General features: G+C 66.2%; 17 protein-coding genes and 1 pseudogene. 7 read left to right on the forward strand and 11 right to left on the reverse strand.

Annotated features, from left to right (window positions below; translation table 11 throughout):
* Nucleotides 1–302: pseudogene (locus tag E3N94_RS13725) on the reverse strand (Fe-S cluster assembly protein SufB); the annotation flags it as partial.
* Nucleotides 303–635: 333 nt separating this feature from the next.
* On the opposite strand from E3N94_RS13725, the gene E3N94_RS13730 reads away from it, so the two are divergent.
* On the forward strand, nucleotides 636–1,526 hold the full coding sequence (locus E3N94_RS13730) for a COX15/CtaA family protein (RefSeq protein ID WP_241972974.1): 891 nt from the start codon (nucleotides 636–638) through the stop codon (nucleotides 1,524–1,526).
* 76 nt (nucleotides 1,527–1,602) lie between these two features.
* On the opposite strand, the gene E3N94_RS13735 is transcribed toward E3N94_RS13730, so the two are convergent.
* Nucleotides 1,603–2,499: a heme o synthase gene (locus E3N94_RS13735; protein ID WP_241976774.1), complete on the reverse strand. Its 897-nt coding sequence runs from the start codon at nucleotides 2,497–2,499 to the stop codon at nucleotides 1,603–1,605.
* Between the two features lie 307 nt (nucleotides 2,500–2,806).
* Between E3N94_RS13735 and tkt the strand changes: the two genes are divergently transcribed.
* From tkt to pgl, 6 genes are all read left to right on the forward strand, one after another.
* The gene (gene tkt, locus E3N94_RS13740) at nucleotides 2,807–4,900 is read left to right on the forward strand and encodes a transketolase (RefSeq protein ID WP_134371581.1); all 2,094 of its coding nucleotides are present in this window, start codon (nucleotides 2,807–2,809) and stop codon (nucleotides 4,898–4,900) included.
* Between the two features lie 59 nt (nucleotides 4,901–4,959).
* Nucleotides 4,960–6,096 carry a transaldolase gene (gene tal / locus E3N94_RS13745; protein WP_134371579.1) on the forward strand — a complete coding sequence of 379 codons (1,137 nt, stop codon included), beginning with the start codon at nucleotides 4,960–4,962 and terminating at the stop codon, nucleotides 6,094–6,096.
* Complete coding sequence (locus E3N94_RS13750; protein ID WP_134570423.1) at nucleotides 6,093–7,700, forward strand: glucose-6-phosphate isomerase; 1,608 nt, start codon at nucleotides 6,093–6,095, stop codon at nucleotides 7,698–7,700. Before tal ends, E3N94_RS13750 begins: the two co-directional genes overlap by 4 nt.
* 69 nt (nucleotides 7,701–7,769) lie before the next feature.
* On the forward strand, nucleotides 7,770–9,311 hold the full coding sequence (gene zwf / locus E3N94_RS13755; protein WP_134401180.1) for a glucose-6-phosphate dehydrogenase: 1,542 nt from the start codon (nucleotides 7,770–7,772) through the stop codon (nucleotides 9,309–9,311).
* Complete coding sequence (locus E3N94_RS13760) at nucleotides 9,308–10,276, forward strand: glucose-6-phosphate dehydrogenase assembly protein OpcA (RefSeq protein ID WP_104100558.1); 969 nt, start codon at nucleotides 9,308–9,310, stop codon at nucleotides 10,274–10,276. Before zwf ends, E3N94_RS13760 begins: the two co-directional genes overlap by 4 nt.
* Nucleotides 10,273–11,043: a 6-phosphogluconolactonase gene (gene pgl, locus E3N94_RS13765; protein WP_104100557.1), complete on the forward strand. Its 771-nt coding sequence runs from the start codon at nucleotides 10,273–10,275 to the stop codon at nucleotides 11,041–11,043. Before E3N94_RS13760 ends, pgl begins: the two co-directional genes overlap by 4 nt.
* 95 nt (nucleotides 11,044–11,138) lie before the next feature.
* On the opposite strand, the gene E3N94_RS13770 is transcribed toward pgl, so the two are convergent.
* The 9 genes from E3N94_RS13770 to uvrC all read right to left on the reverse strand — a co-directional run bounded on the left by E3N94_RS13770 (nucleotide 11,139) and on the right by uvrC (nucleotide 19,743).
* Entirely contained in the window at nucleotides 11,139–11,507 is a 369-nt protein-coding gene (locus E3N94_RS13770) for an RNA polymerase-binding protein RbpA (RefSeq protein WP_104100556.1), read from the reverse strand.
* 79 nt (nucleotides 11,508–11,586) lie between these two features.
* Nucleotides 11,587–11,838 (reverse strand): preprotein translocase subunit SecG, encoded by a 252-nt coding sequence (gene secG / locus E3N94_RS13775; RefSeq protein WP_104100555.1) that lies wholly within the window; start codon nucleotides 11,836–11,838, stop codon nucleotides 11,587–11,589.
* A gap of 162 nt (nucleotides 11,839–12,000) precedes the next feature.
* Nucleotides 12,001–12,801 (reverse strand): triose-phosphate isomerase, encoded by an 801-nt coding sequence (gene tpiA, locus E3N94_RS13780; protein ID WP_104100554.1) that lies wholly within the window; start codon nucleotides 12,799–12,801, stop codon nucleotides 12,001–12,003.
* Nucleotides 12,792–14,006: a phosphoglycerate kinase gene (locus E3N94_RS13785; protein ID WP_134420583.1), complete on the reverse strand. Its 1,215-nt coding sequence runs from the start codon at nucleotides 14,004–14,006 to the stop codon at nucleotides 12,792–12,794. Before E3N94_RS13785 ends, tpiA begins: the two co-directional genes overlap by 10 nt.
* An 11-nt stretch (nucleotides 14,007–14,017) precedes the next feature.
* The gene (gene gap / locus E3N94_RS13790; RefSeq protein WP_104100552.1) at nucleotides 14,018–15,022 is read right to left on the reverse strand and encodes a type I glyceraldehyde-3-phosphate dehydrogenase; all 1,005 of its coding nucleotides are present in this window, start codon (nucleotides 15,020–15,022) and stop codon (nucleotides 14,018–14,020) included.
* An 83-nt stretch (nucleotides 15,023–15,105) separates the two neighbouring features.
* Nucleotides 15,106–15,732: a superoxide dismutase gene (locus E3N94_RS13795; RefSeq protein WP_134570424.1), complete on the reverse strand. Its 627-nt coding sequence runs from the start codon at nucleotides 15,730–15,732 to the stop codon at nucleotides 15,106–15,108.
* Between the two features lie 125 nt (nucleotides 15,733–15,857).
* Nucleotides 15,858–16,838: a DNA-binding protein WhiA gene (whiA, locus tag E3N94_RS13800; protein ID WP_134570448.1), complete on the reverse strand. Its 981-nt coding sequence runs from the start codon at nucleotides 16,836–16,838 to the stop codon at nucleotides 15,858–15,860.
* 98 nt (nucleotides 16,839–16,936) lie between these two features.
* Nucleotides 16,937–17,812 carry an RNase adapter RapZ gene (rapZ, locus tag E3N94_RS13805; protein ID WP_104100549.1) on the reverse strand — a complete coding sequence of 292 codons (876 nt, stop codon included), beginning with the start codon at nucleotides 17,810–17,812 and terminating at the stop codon, nucleotides 16,937–16,939.
* Between the two features lie 62 nt (nucleotides 17,813–17,874).
* The gene (gene uvrC, locus E3N94_RS13810) at nucleotides 17,875–19,743 is read right to left on the reverse strand and encodes an excinuclease ABC subunit UvrC (RefSeq protein ID WP_104100548.1); all 1,869 of its coding nucleotides are present in this window, start codon (nucleotides 19,741–19,743) and stop codon (nucleotides 17,875–17,877) included.
* Between the last annotated feature and the right edge of the window lie 12 nt (nucleotides 19,744–19,755).

Below are 19,755 nucleotides of genomic sequence, written 5' to 3' on the forward strand. Positions count from 1 at the left end.
AGGTCGTCCCAAGTCTGGGCCTGCTTCTCCGTGGAACGCACGAAGTACTTGATGTTGTCGAAATCGATGCCCGACAGGTCAGCACCCCAAGTCGGCATCGGCTTGCGCTCAAACAACTCGAGGGCCTTGAGGCGACGCTGCAGCATCCACTCAGGCTCGCCCTTGAGATTGGAGATATCGGTCACCACCTCCGGCGAGATCCCGCGGCGGGCGGAGGCACCAGCAGCATCGGAGTCGGACCACCCGAACTCGTAGACACCGAGCCCCGCAAGTTCGGGGCGGTCAAGAAGGACGTCAGACATATTTACCTCTTCTGCCACCCCGGCAACCCGGATATTAGTCCGGTCNGCAACCCGGATATTAGTCCGGTCGTTCCCAGAATGGCCTCCAGCGGAGACCCAGTCAGGGATCGGTTGTGTGGGCGGCTACGTTGCGTACCTAAGATGTTTAAGGACGACGCGCGCTGCGGTTGTGGCAACCGCAACGTTCCCGCCCATGAAAAACTTAATTCTACAGGCTGGCGACGGGTTCAGCAGTGCGATCCGGCGTTTTCACATGTGGTCATCGAAGAGGGAGCAGAACCGGTGAATCGAATTACGGCGTGGTTGCCGACCAGGATTGACAGGCGTGTGCGTGTGATCGCGTGGATCTACCTCGCCGCCCAGATTCTGCTGGTCGGGACGGGAGGCCTGGTGCGCCTGACCAGCTCGGGCCTCGGTTGCCCCACCTGGCCCAAGTGCACCGCGGACTCAGTGGTCAACACGCCCGAGATGGGCATCCACGGCTACATCGAATTCGGCAATCGCCTGCTCGGAGTTGCCCTCGGCCTGGTCGCGATCGCGGCCTTCCTCGCCGTGGTGCGCCTCCGCAAGGAACGCCCCGACCTGTTCTGGGTCGCCCTGCTCGCGGGGTTGGGCATCCCCGCGCAGGCCGTTATCGGCGGCATCAGCGTTCTTGCCCAGCTGAACCCCTATGTGGTCGGCATCCACTTCGTGATCTCCGTGATCCTGGTCCTGCTGTGCACCGTCTTCGTGCACCGGGTCTACACCGGCCGGGTGCGGCGCACCCTCGCGGTTCCGGTCTGGTATCGGACGCTGGCGTATGCCACGAGCGCGGTCGTGTTCGTCACGATCCTCGTCGGCATTCTCACCACCGGCTCGGGCCCGCACGCCGGGGACGCGGATGCTCCCCGCACGGGCCTTGACCCCGAAATCCTGCAGCACGTGCACAGCTGGCCGGCCTACGTCACCGTTGCCCTCACCGTGGTTCTCCTCGTCGTGGCCTTCTCGCGCGCTCTGCCGACGCAGGGCTGGGCCCTTCTCCTTCTGCTCGTCGAGGCCATGCAGGTCGGCGTCGGCCTGATCCAGTCCAACACGGGGCTCCCTGCCGGGTTGGTCGGCATCCACATGGTGCTCTCCTGCGTGCTCGTGGCCATCCTGACCGCGCTCGTCCTGAACCTCAGCAAACCGGTGGACGTGCGGGTGTCCCCCAGAGCGACCACCCCCGACTTGGTCGGTCGCCGGTAGCGACGTAAGTCCTCGTCGTTTAGTTGTGATCATCACGGCCCGAACGCCGTGCCCGGTGTCGAACGCGAGCTGCGGGCTAGAACGGGAGCAGCGGATCAACTCCGACGGCCAGGAACAACAGGGTGAGATAGGCGATCGAACCGTGGAAGAGGCGCATCGGCGACACCTCCACGTGACGGATCGCCAGGCCGTACAGCCGGTGCGTCTCGGAGATGAACCAGGCGCCGGTCACCAGGGCCACAAAAAGGTACAGCAGGCCCATGTCCGCGATCGGTACGAGCAGGAGCGAGCAGGCGACGGTCGCCCAGGCGTACAGGATGACCTGTAGGCCCACCTGGCTGCGGCCGCGCACGACGGCGAGCATCGGCACCCCGGCGGCCTGATAGTCGTCACGGTATTTCATGGAAAGCGGCCAGTAGTGCGGCGGCGTCCACAGGAAGATGATCAGGAACAGGACGAAGGGCGGCCATGACAGGTCGCCGGTCACGGCGGCCCAGCCGATGAGCACGGGCATGCAGCCCGCGATGCCGCCCCAGACGATGTTCTGGGCCGTGCGGCGTTTCAGAACCATCGTGTAGAAGACGACATAGAGCAGGATGGCGCCCAGCGACAGGGCCGCGGCGAGCCAGTTCGTGAAGGCCAGCAGCCAGAGAATCGATGCCAGACCGACCAGCCAGGCGAACACCAGGGCCTGCCGGTCGGTGAGTTCCCCCGTGACGAGCGGGCGATTCTGGGTACGCTTCATCAGCCGGTCGATGTCCCGGTCGATGTAGCAGTTGAACGCCCCGGCAGAGCCGGCGCTAAGCGAACCGCCGATCAGGGTTGCCACGACCAGCCACAGGCTCGGGATGCCCTGTTCGGCCAGGATCATCGTGGGAGCGGTAACCACCAGGAGCAGTTCCACGACCCGCGGCTTGGTCAGCGAGAGGTAGGCCCCTGCCGTGCGCCGGAGCGTGCGTGGGGCGCTCAGGATGTGGGTTTCGGCGGCTCCGGGCAAAGCTCCTCCAACGCTGGTGACAGTGACTGTGATTCTAGGCGAACTGTCGGAACCGAAACCGTCGACGGGCCGCCCGGGGTGCGTGACGAGACGACACATCACGGGTCCGAACCGGCGTTGCCTATACTGGGGGTGCTCGCCAATCTCGGTGCATGCATGCTGATCCACCGGAACCGGGCATCTGCTGCGACACCGTGATGACGCTGATGTCCTCGGGCGCGCACAATAGCGGGTGCGGGTTCTCAGCAACCTTCTCCCCTGTCTTCAGAAGGGTCAATACCAAGTGGCAGCACTGCAGTGGGATTCAATTGACAGCAAGGCGGTCGACACCGCGCGCCTCCTCGCGGCCGATGCCGTGGAGAAGGTCGGGAACGGGCATCCCGGTACCGCCATGAGCCTCGCTCCCGCGGCCTACCTCCTGTTCCAGAAGGTGATGCGGCGTGACCCGTCCGACAACGAGTGGATCGGTCGGGACCGTTTCATTCTCTCGGTCGGCCACAGCTCGCTCACCCAGTACGTGCAGTTGTACCTCGGTGGCTACGGACTCGAGCTCGAAGATCTGAAGGCTCTGCGCACCTGGGGTTCCAAGACGCCCGGGCACCCGGAGTACGGCCACACCGACGGGGTCGAGATCACGACCGGTCCTCTGGGCCAGGGTCTGGCCTCCGCCGTCGGCTTCGCCTACGCCTCCCGCTTCGAGCGCGGACTGTTCGACCCGGAGGCGTCGGTCGGCACGAGCCCGTTCGATCACTTCGTGTACGTGATCGTCGGCGACGGCGACCTGCAGGAAGGCATCACGAGCGAGGCCTCCTCCCTCGCCGGCCACCAGCAGCTCGGCAACCTGATCGCGATCTACGACAGCAACCAGATCTCCATCGAGGACGACACCAACATCGCCTTCACCGAGGATGTCGCGGCCCGCTATTCGGCCTACGACTGGCACGTGCAGACAGTCGACTGGAAGCAGACCGGCGCCTACGTCGAGGACATCGCCGCACTCCACGACGCGATCGAGGCGGCCCAGGCAGTCACCGACAAGCCGTCGCTGATCATCCTGAAGACCATCATCGGCTGGCCCAGCCCGAAGAAGCAGAACACGGGCAAGATCCACGGCTCGGCGCTCGGTGCCGAGGAGCTGGCCGCCGTCAAAACGGTCCTCGGTTTCGACCCCGCGCAGGCCTTCGAGGTCGCCGACGAGGTCATCGCGCACACCCGACAGGCCGTGGACCGCGGGGCCGTCGCCCACTCCGCCTGGAACGTCGAGTTCGAGGCCTGGGCGACCGCCAACCCTGAGCGCAAGAACCTACTCGATCGGGTGCTCTCCGGCGACCTGCCCGACGGCGTCGAGGCGGCCCTGCCCGTCTTCCCCGCCGGCACGGAGGTATCGACCCGTGCCGCGTCCGGCAAGGTCCTCACCGCGCTCGGCAAGGTCATCCCCGAGCTGTGGGGTGGCTCCGCCGACCTCGCAGAATCGAACAACACCACCATCGGCGGTGCTGCCTCCTTCATTCCGAGCGAGCACTCCACCAATGAATGGACCGGCAACCCCTACGGCCGCGTGCTGCACTTCGGCATTCGCGAACACGCCATGGCCGCCATCCTGAACGGCATCGTGCTGCATGGGAACACCCGCCCCTTCGGCGGCACCTTCCTGATCTTCAGCGACTACATGCGACCGGCCATCCGCCTGGCCGCGCTGATGCAGGCCCCCTCGATCTTCGTCTGGACCCACGACTCCGTCGCCCTCGGCGAAGACGGCCCCACCCACCAGCCGATCGAGCAGCTCGCGACCCTGCGCGCCATCCCCGGACTCGATGTGGTGCGCCCCGGCGACGCCAACGAGGTGTCCTGGGCGTGGAAGACGATCCTCGAGCGCCGCCAGGGACCGGCCGGCATCGTGCTGACCCGCCAGAACATTCCCGTGTTCGAGCGCGGCGAGGGCGACGCCACCGGCGACGTGCTCGCATCCGCCCGAAACGTGGCCCGGGGCGCCTACGTGCTCGCTGAGGCTGCGGGCGGCACACCTGATGTGATCCTGATCGGCACCGGCTCCGAGGTGCAGCTGGCCCTGGCGGCCCGCGAGCAGCTCCAGGCCGAAGGCATCAGCGCGCGCGTCGTGTCGGCCCCCAGCCTCGAATGGTTCCGGGAGCAGAGCGCCGAGTACCGCGAGGCTGTCCTGCCCGCATCGATCACCGCCCGGGTATCCGTCGAGGCGGGCATAGCGTTGACCTGGGACAAGTACGTCGGCGACCGTGGCCGCAGCGTCTCGATCGAGCACTTCGGTGCGTCGGCCGATTACAAGACCCTGTTCCGTGAATTCGGCATCACGACGGATGCCGTCGTCGCCGCCGCCAAGGAATCTCTCGCCGCGCACTGAACCCGCTGCGCCGCGACACCACACACCTGAATACCCTGCATTCCAAGGAGATACGAAATATGACTGAGAACACTCCCCTAGCCGAGCTGTCATTGGCCGGCGTCAGCATTTGGCTGGACGACCTGTCCCGGGAACGCATCGCTTCCGGCGGCCTGGCGAACCTGATCGACACGAAGAACATCGTCGGCGTGACCACCAACCCGACGATCTTCGCCGGCGCCCTCAGCAAGGGCGAGGCGTACGCGGAGCAGGTGGCCGCTCTTGCCGCCGCCGGCACCAGCGTGCACGACGCCGTGTTCGAGATCACCACCGACGATGTGACCGCGGCCAGCGATATCTTCCGCCCGGTTTACGATCGCACCCGCGGCGTCGACGGGCGCGTGTCGATCGAGGTCGAGCCCGGGCTGGCCCACGACGCGGCCGGCACGGTCACGCAGGCCCAGGAACTGTGGGCGAAGGTCAATCGACCCAACGCCATGATTAAGATCCCCGCAACGGTGGAAGGTCTCGAGGCGATCACCGCGACGATCGCCCTCGGCATCAGCGTCAACGTCACCCTGATCTTCAGCCTCGAACGTCACCGCCAGGTCATCAACGCGTACCTGTCCGGCCTGGAGAAGGCCAAGGCGGCCGGCCTCGACCTCAGCGTGATCCACTCCGTTGCGTCGTTCTTCGTCTCGCGGGTCGACACCGAGATCAACACCCGCCTTGAGGTCATCGGGACGACAGCCGCGCTTGCGCTCAAGAGCAAGGCCGGCGTCGCGAACGCCCAGCTCGCCTATCAGGTCTACGAGGAAGCCTTCTCCACCGAACGCGCCCGCGGCTTGATCAGCGCCGGAGCCAACAAGCAACGCCCCCTCTGGGCCTCCACCGGCGTCAAGGACCCCAGCCTCCCCGACACCCTGTATGTGACCAACCTGGTCGCGCCCGAGGTCGTCAACACCATGCCGGAGAAGACCCTCGAGGCCACACTCGACCACGGCGTCATCCCCGCGAACTCCATCACCGGCGCGTACGACGAAGCCAACCTGGTTCTCGACGCACTCGCGAACGAGGGTGTCTCGTACAACGACGTCACCCAGGTACTCGAGGCCGAAGGCGTGGCCAAGTTCATCGTCTCGTGGAATGAACTCCTCGAGACCGTGACCGCTGCCCTCGAGACCGCCACGACGACCAAGAACGGGGCCGCACTGTGAGCTTCCACATCTCCGTGAGCGGCGCGGCGGCCGAGGCCGTTCGCACCACCGTCCCGACCCTGGTGGCCGACCTCGTCGCATCCGGGATCACCGCCCTTGACCCGGCCCTCTGGGGCCCCGAAGCCGAAGCCGAAGCCGCGAAGCGACTCGGCTGGACCGAGTCCGTTACGGATTCCCGTCCGCTGGTCGCGGAGATCCTTGCCCTGCGCGACTCCCTGCGGGCCGGCGGAGTCACCCGTATCGCCCTCACCGGCATGGGTGGCTCGTCGTTGGCCCCCGAGGTCATCACCCGCACCGCCGGCGTGAACCTCACCGTGCTCGACTCCACCGACCCCGGTCAGGTCCTCGCGGCCCTCGGCGAGAACCTGGCCGCCACCGCGCTCGTGGTGTCGTCGAAGTCCGGCTCCACGGTCGAGACCGACAGTCAGCGCCGTGTCTTCGAGCGCGCCTTCCGCGAGGCCGGCATCGACCCGGTCGAGCGCATCATCATCGTGACCGACCCTGGCTCCCCCCTCGACGCGGATGCCCGTTCCGTGGGCTACCGCGTCTTCAACGCGGACCCCACGGTCGGTGGACGTTTCTCGGTGTTGACTGCGTTCGGACTCGTTCCGTCCGGCCTTGCCGGCGTGGACATCGCCGAGCTGCTCCACGAGGCCGAGGCCGTTTCAATTTCCCTTGCCGTGGACACCGCCGAGAACCCGGGGCTCATCCTGGGTGCGGCCATCGCCGCGACCACCCCGCGCCGCGACAAGCTCGCAATCGTCGAGGATGGCACCCACATCGTCGGTTTCGCCGACTGGGCCGAACAGCTGATCGCCGAATCCACCGGCAAACAGGGCATCGGCATCCTTCCCGTCGTGCTCGACCTGGATGCCCCCGAGCTGACCCTGGACCTGCCTGACCTGCAGGTTGTTCGCCTGGTCTCCGACGCCGGCCGCGACGTGTTCTCCGATAACGGCGGACACGACGAGATCCGGATCAGCGGCACCCTCGGCGCGCAGTTCCTCGTCTGGGAGTATGCCACCGCCGTCGCCGGCCGCTTGCTGGGCATCAACCCGTTCGACCAGCCGGATGTCGAGGCCGCCAAAAACGCGACCCGCGGTCTCCTCGACGCCCGTCCCGAACCGGTCCCCGCCGCGTTCATCACGGACGGAATCGAGATCCGCGGCACCGCGCACGTGATCGGCGCCGCCAGCGACCTGCCCTCCGCTATCGATGCCCTGATCGAGGAGCTGGGCACGGACGGCTACATCTCCGTGCAGGCCTACGTCAACCGGCTGGAACTGCCCCAGCTCGCCGAAATCCGTGATCTGCTGGCCGCACTGGCCAAGCGCCCGGTCACGTTCGGCTGGGGACCGCGGTTCCTGCACTCCACCGGCCAGCTGCACAAGGGCGGACCGGCCACCGGAGTGTTCCTGCAGATCCTCACCACCCCGGACGTCGACCTCGACATCCCGGAGCGCCCCTTCACGTTCGGGGAACTAATCCTGGCCCAAGCCAGCGGTGACGCCAGCGTGCTGGCGGACCACGGTCGCCCCGTACTGACGCTGACGCTGACCGACCCGGCCATGAACATCGCCACCCTGTTCGACGCACTGCGCTAACCCGTTCGGCGCCGGCCCGCGGGCCGGCGCCGAACAACGTGCTCGAACGCCACACCTCGAAGGAGCTGCATGTCCCCGGTGGAAATCACCCCGGAGTTCAATCCACTGCGTTCACCAAACGACTACCGTCTGAATCGCATCGCCGGGCCCAGCAGCTTGGTGATCTTCGGCGTCACCGGTGACCTGTCGCGGAAGAAACTCATGCCGGCCGTCTATGACCTCGCCAACCGCGGCCTGCTTCCGCCGGGTTTCGCGCTCGTCGGATTCGCACGCCGCGACTGGACCAACGAGGACTTCATGAAAGTCGTGCACGACTCGGTCAAGGAGTACGCGCGCACCGAGTTCAACGAGGACGTCTGGACTCAGCTGGCCGAGGGCATCCGTTTCGTGCCGGGGTCGTTCGACGACGCCGCGTCGTTCCAACTGCTCAAGGACACCATCGCGCAACTCGATCGGGAGCGCGGGACGATGGGCAACCATGCGTTCTACCTGTCGATCCCGCCGAAGGCATTCCCGCAGGTCACGGAGCAGCTGCGCCGCTCGGGCCTGGCCGATCAGACGGACGGGCAGTGGCGGCGGGTCGTGATCGAGAAGCCGTTCGGCAGTGACCTGCGGACCGCGCGCGAACTCAACGCCGTGGTCGAGTCGGTCTTCCCGCCCGACTCGGTCTTCCGCATCGACCATTACCTGGGCAAGGAGACGGTGCAAAACATTCTGGCCCTCCGCTTCGCGAACCAGTTGTACGAACCGATCTGGAACGCCAACTACGTCGACCACGTGCAGATCACCATGGCCGAGGACATCGGCGTGGGCGGTCGGGCCGGCTACTACGACGGCATCGGCGCAGCCCGGGACGTCATCCAGAACCACCTGCTGCAGCTTCTAGCGCTAACCGCCATGGAGGAACCAATCTCCTTCGACGCTGCCGACCTGCGCACGGAGAAAGAGAAGGTTCTCGCCTCCGTCCGGCTTCCCGACGACCTCGCCCGTGGCACGGCCCGCGGCCAGTATGCCGGCGGTTGGCAGGGCGGCGAGAAGGTCGTGGGGTTTCTGGACGAGGACGGGATGGACCCCGAATCCCTCACCGAAACGTATGCCGCGCTGCGGCTGACCATTGAGAACCGCCGGTGGTCAGGGGTGCCCTTCTACCTGCGTGCGGGCAAGCGTCTGGGCCGCCGGGTCACCGAGATCGCCGTGGTGTTCAAACGAGCCCCCCAGCACCTCTTCGGCAAGGGAAACTCCGCACCGTTGGGCGAGAACGCCCTGGTCATCCGGGTGCAGCCCGACGAAGGCGTCACCATCCGTTTCGGTTCCAAGGTGCCCGGTGCCGGCATGCAGGTGCGCGACGTGACGATGGACTTCGGCTACGGCCACGCCTTCACCGAGGCCAGCCCCGAGGCCTATGAGCGGCTCATCCTCGACGTGCTCCTGGGCGACCCGCCGCTCTTTCCCCGGCACGAGGAGGTCGAGCTGTCGTGGAAGATCCTCGACCCGATCGAGGAGTTCTGGGCGAAGCAGGGCCAGCCCGAGCAATACCGGCCGGGAACCTGGGGTCCGGTCTCGGCCGACGAACTGCTGTCCCGCGACGGCCGACATTGGAGACGCCCATGATCGTCGATCTGCCCAACACGACCACCTCCAAGATCTCCAAGGCCCTGGTGCGCATCCGCGAAGAAGGCGGCGCGGTGGCCCTCGGCCGCGTGCTTACGCTCATCATCGCGTCCACCATGGGCCGCGAGGAGGAGGCCATCGAGGCCGCGAACGACGCGTCCAGGGAACACCCTATGCGCGTGATCGTGCTGTCGACGATGGACCAGGATGACACGGCCTCCCCACTCGCCCCCCGCGTCGACGCGGAAATCCGTGTCGGCGGGGACGCGGGCGCCAGCGAGGTCATCGTGCTGCGCGCCTACGGTGAGGCCGCCAGCGACCCGGAAAGCCTGGTCACCGGTCTGCTCCTGCCCGACGCCCCCGTCGTGGCCTGGTGGCCCGGTGTGGCGCCCACTGTGCCAGCGGATTCGCCCCTCGGGCGCATCGCCCACCGGCGCATCACGGATGCTTCCGCGCAGCCCGACCCGCAGGCCGCGCTTCATCACCTCTGCGGTTCATACCGTCCCGGCGACACGGACTTCGCCTGGACCCGCCTCACCCTCTGGCGCGCCCAGCTGGCGGCGGTCCTCGACCAGCCGCCCTACCTGCCTGTGACCGCCGTGCAGGTGACCGGTGCCGCGGATTCGCCGTCCACGACACTCCTCGCCGCCTGGCTCGCTCTGCAGCTGCAGGTCTCGGTGGACTACGAGTTCACTACGGGGCCGCTGTCCCACGGCATCCGGAGTGTGCACCTGACGCGCTCCGCCGGGCTCATCTCGCTCGAACGAGAAGTGCCCGACATCGCCAGACTCACCCAGCCCGGCCAGCCCGTTCAGGACCTCACCCTCAAGCGGCGGAGCCTGCGGGACTGCCTCAGCGACGAGCTGCGCCGCCTCGACCCCGATGAGCTGTATGGTGAGGTCATCACGCGCGGCCTACCGCACCTTGACGATGTGGTCGCAGAACACAACGAAGGACGACCGTGACCAACGAACGACGCGTACTTGTGCATACCGATCGCGCGGCCCTGGCCGCCTCGGTGGCGGCCCGATTCATCACAACGACCGTGGACCTCCTGCACGAACAGGGAGAAGTCAACGTGGTCCTGGCCGGCGGCAGCGTCGCGATCGAGGTCTTGGAAGCTGTCAACGCCTCCGCGGCCCGCGACACCATCGACTGGGCCCTGGTCACGTTCTGGTGGGGTGACGAGCGCTGGGTGCCCAAGGAGCACCCCGACCGCAACGAGCGCCAGGCTCGCACCGCCCTACTCGACCACATCCAGATCCCGGAGGCGAACATCCACCCCTTCGCCGCCTCGGACGAAGGAGTCGACCTCGACACCGCAGTCGAGAGCTACGCCGCGTTGCTCGAGTCCGCCTCGATCGAGGGAACCGACCTGCCGCGCTTCGACATCACCTTCCTCGGCGTCGGGCCGGACGGCCACGTCGCCTCCCTATTTCCGCACCAGGCCGGCATCCGCGAACATAGCAAGAGCGTGCTCGCCGTGCGCAACTCTCCCAAGCCCCCGGCGGAGCGGCTCAGCCTCAGCCGACCGGCCCTGAACTCCTCACGGTGCGTGTGGATGGTGCTGGCCGGGCCGGACAAGGCATCGGCGCTCGGTCTCGCCCTAGCCGGCGCCAGCCGCGACGAAGTGCCCGTGGCGGGCATCAAGGGCCGCCGGTACACGAACTTCTTCGTCGACCGGGAGGCCGCTGCGGAGGTCCCCGAGAACCTCACCGCGTCGACGTTCTAGAACAGTCACCCGCTCGGGCAGACCCGCACACCGAGAAAGGCCCCGACCGGAGTCGGGGCCTTTCTCAGTGAACGACAGGCGTGCGCGTCCAAACGTCAGTTCGTCGCGGACAGCTTGCCCCGGCGCACGCGCAACTGCTCCAACGCTTCTTCGAGGAGCGATTCTGCCTCTTCCTCGGTGCGGCGTTCCTTCACGTAGGCAAGGTGCGTCTTGTACGGTTCAAGCTTGACCACCGACGGCGGGTTCTCTTTGTCCCGCCCGGCCGGGAGCCCCGACGACGGGCAGTCGATGGTCACCGGAATCTCCTCATCGGGGAGGTTTGCCGCGAAGTAACGCACGGTCTCGTTGCCGAGGGCGTCCCAGTAGGACACCTTGATGCGGTCCGCGTGAAAACCGCGGTCCTGCTCGCCCATGGGGCCGGCACCGACCCGGGATCCTCTGATTGCGCTGCCACCAGATGCCATTATGTTCCTCCGCTTGAAAAGGGCGTTGTAGCCGATTGACCGGTTGAGCTAGAGCTCGTCGAAACTGTGAAACGGGAGGCTAAAGCCCCGTGTCGAACTTGGTGAGGAGTCCCAGGATTACGATGCAGGTAATCCAGAGCAACCCCAGGATGACGGTGATGCGGTTGAGGTTGCGTTCCGCCACACCGGACGCACCGAGGTTGGAAGTGACACCTCCGCCGAACATGTCGGACAGACCGCCACCACGCCCCTTGTGAAGCAAAATGAGCATGGTCAACAGGAGACTCGTAATTCCGAGCAACACCTGCAGCACAACCTGGAGAATCTCCACGCAAAAACCTTTCACAGTGCGATGGGCCCAAAAAACCCATCAAGATCAGTGATAATCATAGCCTGACTCACGAACCAGCCCACCGACCCCCTGTTGGGGGCCGATGGGCTGCTTCGAGGCCTGCTGCCGAGTTGAGACAGCAGATGTGGTGCAGTTGTCTTGTTACAGACCGACGTGCTGCTGGAACCGGACGATGCTCGAGAATTCGTCGATATCCAGGCTGGCGCCGCCCACCAGGGCGCCGTCCACGTTCGGCTCGCGCATGAAGCCCGCGATATTCGAACCCTTCACGGAACCGCCGTACAGGATACGGGTCTTGTCGGCCACATCCTGGCCCAGCGTCTCCGTGAGCACGAGACGCAGTTGCGCCGCCACCTGCTCGGCCTGCTCCGGCGTTGCCGCCTTGCCGGAACCGATCGCCCAGACGGGCTCGTAGGCGACGACGAAGTCGGCCGCGTTGGTCACGCCGGCCAGGGCCGCGCGCAGCTGGGCGACCGGTACGGCGCTCGGGCCGTGCAGTTCCAGGTCCGCGGCAGACTCGCCGACGCAGATGATCGGAACCAGGTTGTGCTTGAGCGCTGCCGTGACCTTCGCCGAGACGATCTCGTCAGTCTCGGCGTGCAGTGTGCGGCGCTCGGAGTGACCGATCAACACATACTTACACTCGAGCTGCGCGAGGAACGCGCCGGAGATTTCACCGGTGTACGCGCCCGAATCCTGGGCCGACAGGTCCTGGCCGCCGAAGACGATCGGGAGCTTGTCAGCGGAGACGAGCGTCTGCACGGAGCGGAGGTCGGTAAACGGTGGGAACACCGCGACCTCGACCGCTGCGACATCGTGCTTCGCATCCTTGAGATTCCAAGCGAGCTTCTGGACGAACGCGATGGCCTGGAGGTGGTCCAGGTTCATCTTCCAGTTTCCGGCAATCAGCGGAGTGCGTCGTGGGTGTTCGTTTACTGCCATCCGAGGACCTCCAGTCCTGGCAGGCGCTTACCCTCGAGGAACTCGAGGCTCGCGCCGCCGCCGGTAGAAATGTGACCGAACTGGTCATCGGTGAAACCGAGGATGCGCACGGCCGCGGCCGAATCTCCACCACCGACGACACTCAGGCCGTCGACCTCGGTCAGCGCGCCGGCCACCGCACGGGTGCCCTCCGCGAACGGCGCCAACTCGAACACGCCCATCGGGCCGTTCCAGAAGACCGTCTTCGACGACCGGATGATGTCGGCGAACGCCGCACCGGTCTCCGGTCCGATGTCCAGACCGAGACCGGAGGCACCGAACGTGGTGCTCTCGATCGCGTCGGCCGGGGTGACCGCCACTTCGGCGTCTGCCCCAAACTTGGAGGCAACGACGATATCCGTCGGCAGCACGATCCGCACGCCCAGGCGCTCCGCTTCCTGAAGGTAACCGCGAACGGTTTCGATCTGGTCGGCCTCCAGCAGGCTTGCGCCCACCTTGTGGCCCTGAGCGGCGAGGAACGTGTATGCCATGCCGCCGCCGATGAGCAGCGAGTTGACGCGGGGCAGCAGGTGCCCGATGACGCCGAGCTTGTCGGACACCTTCGAGCCGCCCAGAACGACCGCGTACGGCGCTTCGGGCTTCTCGGTGAGGCGGTCCAGGACTTCGAGCTCAGCGGCGATCAGGAGGCCGGCCGCGCTGGGAAGGATCCCGGCGAGGTCGTACACACTGGCCTGCTTGCGGTGCACGACGCCAAAGCCATCCGAGACGAGCACATCGCCCAGAGCGGAAAGCTCCGTGGCGAAGGCGCCGCGCGCGGCGTCGTCCTTGGCGGTCTCCCCCGCGTTGAAGCGGAGGTTCTCGAGAACAACCACGTCACCGTCGGTGAGGGCGGCAACGGCAGCCTGAGCCGACGCCCCGACCGTGTCCGTGGCGAATGCCACGTCCGCGCCCAGGAGCTCGCCGAGACGGTCGGCAACGGGAGCCAGGCTGTACTTGGCTTCCGGTGCGCCCTTCGGTCGACCGAGGTGCGACACGATCACAACTCGCGCGCCCTGCTCGATGAGGGCCTTGATGGTGGGCAAGGATGCCCGGACACGCCCATCGTCGGTGATCTGACCGTCTTGCAACGGCACATTCAGGTCACAACGGACGATGACGCGCTTTCCGCCGAGCTGCCCCAGTGAATCAATAGTACGCAGCGTCACTGCGGACTCCGTTAGAGGCTCTTGGCGACGAGCGCAGTGAGGTCAACCATGCGGTTGGAGTAGCCCCATTCGTTGTCGTACCATGCGGACAGTTTGACCTGGTCGCCGATGACGCGAAGCAGGCCGGCATCGAAGATCGAGGAGTGCGGGTCGGTGACGATGTCACTGGAGACGATCTCGTCTTCCGTGTACATGAGGATGCCCTTGAGGGGACCCTCGGCGGCAGCCTTGTACGCGGCCTTGATGGCCTCGACGGTGACGGGACGCTCGGCAACGACGGTGAGGTCGGTGATGGAGCCGGTGGGAACCGGAACGCGCAGCGCGAAGCCGTCAAGCTTGCCCTTGAGCTCCGGCAGAACCAGGCCGAGGGCCTTGGCGGCACCGGTCGTGGTCGGAATGATGTTCAGAGCGGCCGCGCGGGCACGACGCAGGTCAGAGTGCGGGCCGTCCTGCAGGTTCTGGTCGGCCGTGTACGCGTGGATCGTGGTCATCAGGCCGTGCTTGATGCCGAAGTTGTCGTTGAACACCTTCGCGAGGGGCGCGAGGCAGTTCGTGGTGCACGACGCGTTGGAGATGATGTCGAACTTGGCCGGGTCGTAGTCTGCCTCATTGACGCCCATGACGATGGTTGCCGCCTCGCCGGAGGCAGGAGCGGAAACGATGACCTTCTTGGCACCGGCGGTGATGTGCTTGCGCGCATCCTCAGCCTTGGTGAAGCGTCCGGTGGATTCGATCACGATGTCGACGCCCAGGGCTGCCCAGGGCAGGTTGGCGGGGTCGCGCTCGGCAAGAACCTTAATCGGCTTGCCGTTGACGAGGATGGTGTCTCCATCGACCTCGACGGTGGCGGGAAGGCGACCGGTGATGGAGTCATATTTAAGAAGGTGAGCCAGCGTCTTCGCCTCGGTGAGGTCGTTCACGGCGACGATCTCGATGTCGCTGCCCTGGGCCAGGACGGCGCGAAGATAATTACGGCCAATGCGGCCAAATCCGTTAATACCAATCTTTACAGACACGAATGTCTCCTATTCTTGTGCGCCGAGGCGCGTTGTGGTGGGTGAATCGGACGGGCTGCGGGCCCCCGTGGGGGCCCCTCCTCTCAGGAAAGGAGCAGCAGTCCGGTGGTCTTTTCGCGTGCGATGGTGAAGCGTTCCTGTACGTTGGCCCAGTTGACGATGTTCCAGAACGCCTTCACATAGTCCGCACGAACGTTGCGGTAGTCGAGGTAGTACGCGTGCTCCCAGACGTCGAGCATCAGCACCGGAATCGTGCCGGCCGCAAAGTTGGCCTGCTGGTCGAAGAACTGCTGAATGATCAGGCGCTGGCCGATCGAGTCCCAGGCGAGAACCGCCCAGCCGGAGCCCTGAACGCCAAGGGCCACGGCCGCGAAGTGGGCCTGGAACTTGTCGAAGGAACCGAAGTTGTCCTCGATTGCGCTAGCCAGGCCACCAGTGGGCTTGTCTCCGCCATCGGGCGACAGGTTGGTCCAGAAGATCGAGTGGTTGACGTGGCCGCCCAGGTTGAACGCGAGGTCCTTCTCGAGCTTGTTCACAAAGGTGAGGTTGCCGCTGTCGCGAGCCTCGGCCAGCTGGGCCAGGGCTGTGTTGGCCCCGGTGACGTAGGCCTGGTGGTGCTTTCCGTGATGGAGTTCCATGATGGTGCCGCTGATACTCGGCGCAAGAGCCGAGTAGTCGTAGGCCAGAGCCGGAAGTGTGTATTCAGCCAAGGTGCATCTCCTCTGTAGTTGTCGGCGCGAAACGCTCCGCCACCCGTTCGTGAGCAACCATTCCAGTCTACTCAGGATGCGCTGTGGCTGTGACGAACGTGGATGAACGCTGAACGCCGGGCAGGTCAGACGTCATCGAGGTCGGCCGGGAGGTTCGCGTCCGTGCCCGGGATGCCCAGGTCGGCGGCCTTCTTGTCGGCCATGGCCAGCAGGCGACGGATGCGGCCGGCGACGGCATCCTTCGTCATGGGCGGGTCCGCGTGGTGACCGAGCTCGTCGAGGCTGGAGTCGCGGAAGGAGAGGCGCAGCTCTCCCGCATACCGGAGGTGCTCCGGGATCTCCTCGTCAAGGATTTCCATGGCGCGCTGCACGCGCGCGCACGCGGCCACCGCGGCCTGAGCGGAGCGGCGCAGGTTCGCGTCGTCGAAGTTGACCAGTCGGTTCGCAGTCGCGCGCACTTCCCGACGCTGGCGGAGGGCCTCCCAGTTGAGCACGGTCTCCTGCGCCCCCATCTGCACGAGCATGGCGCCGATGGCGTCGCCGTCGCGGATGACGACCCGGTGCACGCCCCGTACCTCACGCGCCTTGGCGATGACTCCGAGGCGGCCGGCGGCTCCCACGAGGGCCATGGCAGATTCGTTCCCGGGGCAGGTGACCTCCAGCGCCGCCGAACGACCCGGGTCGGTCAACGAGCCGTGGGCGAGGAAGGCTCCACGCCAGACAGCGGCGATCTCTTCCTTCGAGCCCGTGGTGAGCCGGTTCGGCAGACCGCGAATCGGGCGCCGTCTCGCGTCGAGCAGCCCGGTCTGGCGCGCGAGGGTTTCGCCGCCGTCAAGCACTCGCACCAGGTAGTGGCTGGCGCGCCTCAGGCCGGCGGCGGGGATCACGGTCACGTCGCTGCGCACGCCGTAGAGCTCGGCGAGATCTTTGCGCACCCTCCTGGCGAGGAGAGGGGTGTCGAGCTCTGACTCGATGGCGATCCGGCCGGAAATCATGTGCAGTCCGCCGGAGAAGCGGAGAATGGTGGCCAGTTCCGCTGCACGCACCGTGGTCTTTGAAATTTCGACGCGAGCAAGCTCGTCTTTGACGTCGGCGGTGAGTGCCAATCGCTTGTCCATTCTGTCGTCCTGGCCTGATGTGGGGCCGAGTTGTAGTCGTTCTGGCCGGAGTGGGCGTCTGCTGGATGCAGTCGCCCGTGACCGGGTTATTCCCGTCCGAGGTCGCGGTTCTTGACGCTGACCGCGACACCGGGGAAGTCCTTGACCAGGGCCGCGATTTCCGCGGCCATGGCGACCGAGCGGTGCTTGCCGCCCGTGCACCCGACCGCGATGGTCGCGTGGCGTTTGTTCTCCCGCTGGTACCCCGCGAGGACCGGTTCCAGGGCCGCCGCGTAGTGCGAGATGAACTCCCGCGCCCCGGTCTGGGCGAGAACAAAATCCCGTACCTCGGAGTCTTGGCCGTTGTGGCTGCGCAGTTCGGGAACCCAGAACGGGTTGGGAAGGAAACGCACATCGGCGACCATGTCGACGTCGGTGGGAAGGCCGTACTTGAAGCCGAAACTCATCAGCGTGACGTGCACCCCGGCGGCGTCCTCGGCGGCGAAGCGGTCCGAGATCGACGTGGCCAGCTGGTGGATGTTGAGATCGGAGGTGTCGATGACGAGGTCGCAGGACTCGCGCACGGCGCTGAGCTTGACGCGCTCGGCCGCGATGCCGTCAAGGATCGTGCCGTCGCCCTGCAGCGGATGCGGTCGTCGCACGGATTCGAACCGTCGCACGAGCACGTCGTCGCGGGCTTCGAGGAAAATGACCCGTACCTGGGACGTCTTGCGCAGCGAGTGCAGGATCTCCTGGAAATCGGTGAAGAAGTCTCGGCCGCGGATATCGACCACGGCAGCGATCTTCGGCAGGCTGGTGCCGGCCCGGCCGACGAGTTCGGCCAGCGGGCGCAGCATCTGCGGCGGAAGGTTGTCGACGACGTACCAGCCCAGGTCTTCCAGCGCGTTGGCCACGGTGGAGCGGCCTGCGCCGGACATCCCCGTCACGATAAGCATTTCCTGCCTGTCGTTCTCCGTTGTCATTCTGGACTGCGCCTTCGATCGGGTGGAACCTAAGTGTCCAGCCTACCGATCAGCCGGACCGTTCAGGCGCGCAAGTGGCGATGAATCGCCTCGGCCAGCACCGGACCGATGCCGCGAACGTCGGCAATCGCCTCCGCCGGCGCCTCCTTGAGCCGGGTGACGGAGCCGAAATGCTGCAGGAGCACCTTGACTCTGGCCGGGCCGAGACCGGGGACCTCGTTCAGCACCGACGTGATGTCCCGCTTCCTTCTCGAGCGCTGGTGCATGATCGCGAACCGGTGCGCCTCGTCGCGGATGCGCTGGATCAGGAACAGGGCGTCACTGTTGCGCGGCAGGATCACCGGGTAGTCGGAGTCCGGCAACCAGATTTCCTCGAGCCGCTTCGCGATTCCGCACAGCTGGATACCGGTGACGCCGGATTCGCGCAGCGCCCGCGCCGCCGCGGCCACCTGAGGCTGGCCGCCGTCGACGATGAGCAGGTTCGGCTGGTACCGGAACTTCTTGCGCGTCACCGTGGCATCGGCCTCGCTCTCCGGCGCCGCTTCCTCGTCGGGGATCAGGTAGGCCAGGCGGCGGGTAAGCGTGCGGTAGATGGAGTCCGTGTCATCCGTGGACTCGGGGATGCTGAACCGGCGGTACTCGTCGGTTCGCGGCAACCCGTCTTCGAACACCACCATGGAGGCGACGATGTTGGTGCCGCTCAGGTGCGAGACGTCGTAGCATTCCATCCTGAGCGGCGCGGAGGGCATCTCCAACGCCTCCTGGATGTCTTCGAGGGCCTTGGACCGGGCGACGAAGTCGGAGCTCCGCCGGGTCTTGTAGAGCATCAAGGCATGCTTGGCGTTCTGGGTCGCCGTGGCGAGCAGGGCGGCCTTCTCGCCCCGCTGGGCAGCGACAAGCCGGACCTTGCGTTTGCCGACGCCGGCCAGCCAGGTTTCCAGCGCCGCGGCGTCGTCGGGCAACTCCGGCACAACGATCTCCCGCGGAGGCACGGCTCCGGAGCCGTAGGCCGTCAGCATGATCGAGTCGATCAGGTCGCTCGTCGTGAGGTCCAGTTCCTTGTCGACCATCCAGCCGCGCACACCGCGGATGCGGCCGCCCCGCACGATGAACAACTGCACCGCCGCGGCGAGTTCATCCTGGTCGATGGCGAACAGGTCGATGTCGACGCTGTCGCGGAGCACGACGGCGCTCTTCTCCAGAACGGCGTTCAGCGCCCGCACCTGGTCGCGCCGTTTGGCGGCGACCTCGTAGTTCTGGCCCACCGCGGCATCCTTCATCTCCGCGGTCAGCTGGTTGATCAGCTTGCGATCCTGGCTGCCCATGAAGCTGACGAACTCATTTACGATCACCCGGTGCTCCTCGATGGAGACCAGGCCGGAGCAGGGGCCGAAGCACCGCCCGATCTGCCCGCCGAAGCAGGGCTTGCCGGACTGAATGGCCCGTTTGTAGTTGGCGTTGTTGCAGGTGCGGATGGGGAAGGCTTTGAGCATCAGCTCGATTGTCTCGTGCACGGCCCAGACCTTCGGGTACGGTCCGAAATACCGGGCGCCGCGGATGCCGGTGGTGCGGGTGACGAGAGCCCGCGGCGCCTCGTCGGCGAGGGTCACCGCGAGGTACGGGTAGGACTTGTCGTCCTTGAACCGCACGTTGAAGGGCGGGTCGAACTCGTTGATCCAGGTCCACTCCAGCTGGAGGGCCTCGACCTCGGTGCCGACGACCGTCCACTCAACCGAGCTGGCCGTGGTGACCATGCGCCGGGTGCGCTCATGCAGGCTGCTCAGCGGGGCGAAGTAGTTCGCGAGCCGCGCCCGCAGGTTCTTGGCCTTGCCGACATAGAGTACCCGCCCGGTTTCGTCACGAAATCGGTACACCCCGGGACTCGTGGGGATCTCGCCCGTCTTGGGGCGGTAGCTCAGCGCATCGGACATGATGGTTCCTGA

Source organism: Cryobacterium sp. Sr3, assembly GCF_004402835.1.
Classification (GTDB): domain Bacteria; phylum Actinomycetota; class Actinomycetes; order Actinomycetales; family Microbacteriaceae; genus Cryobacterium; species Cryobacterium sandaracinum.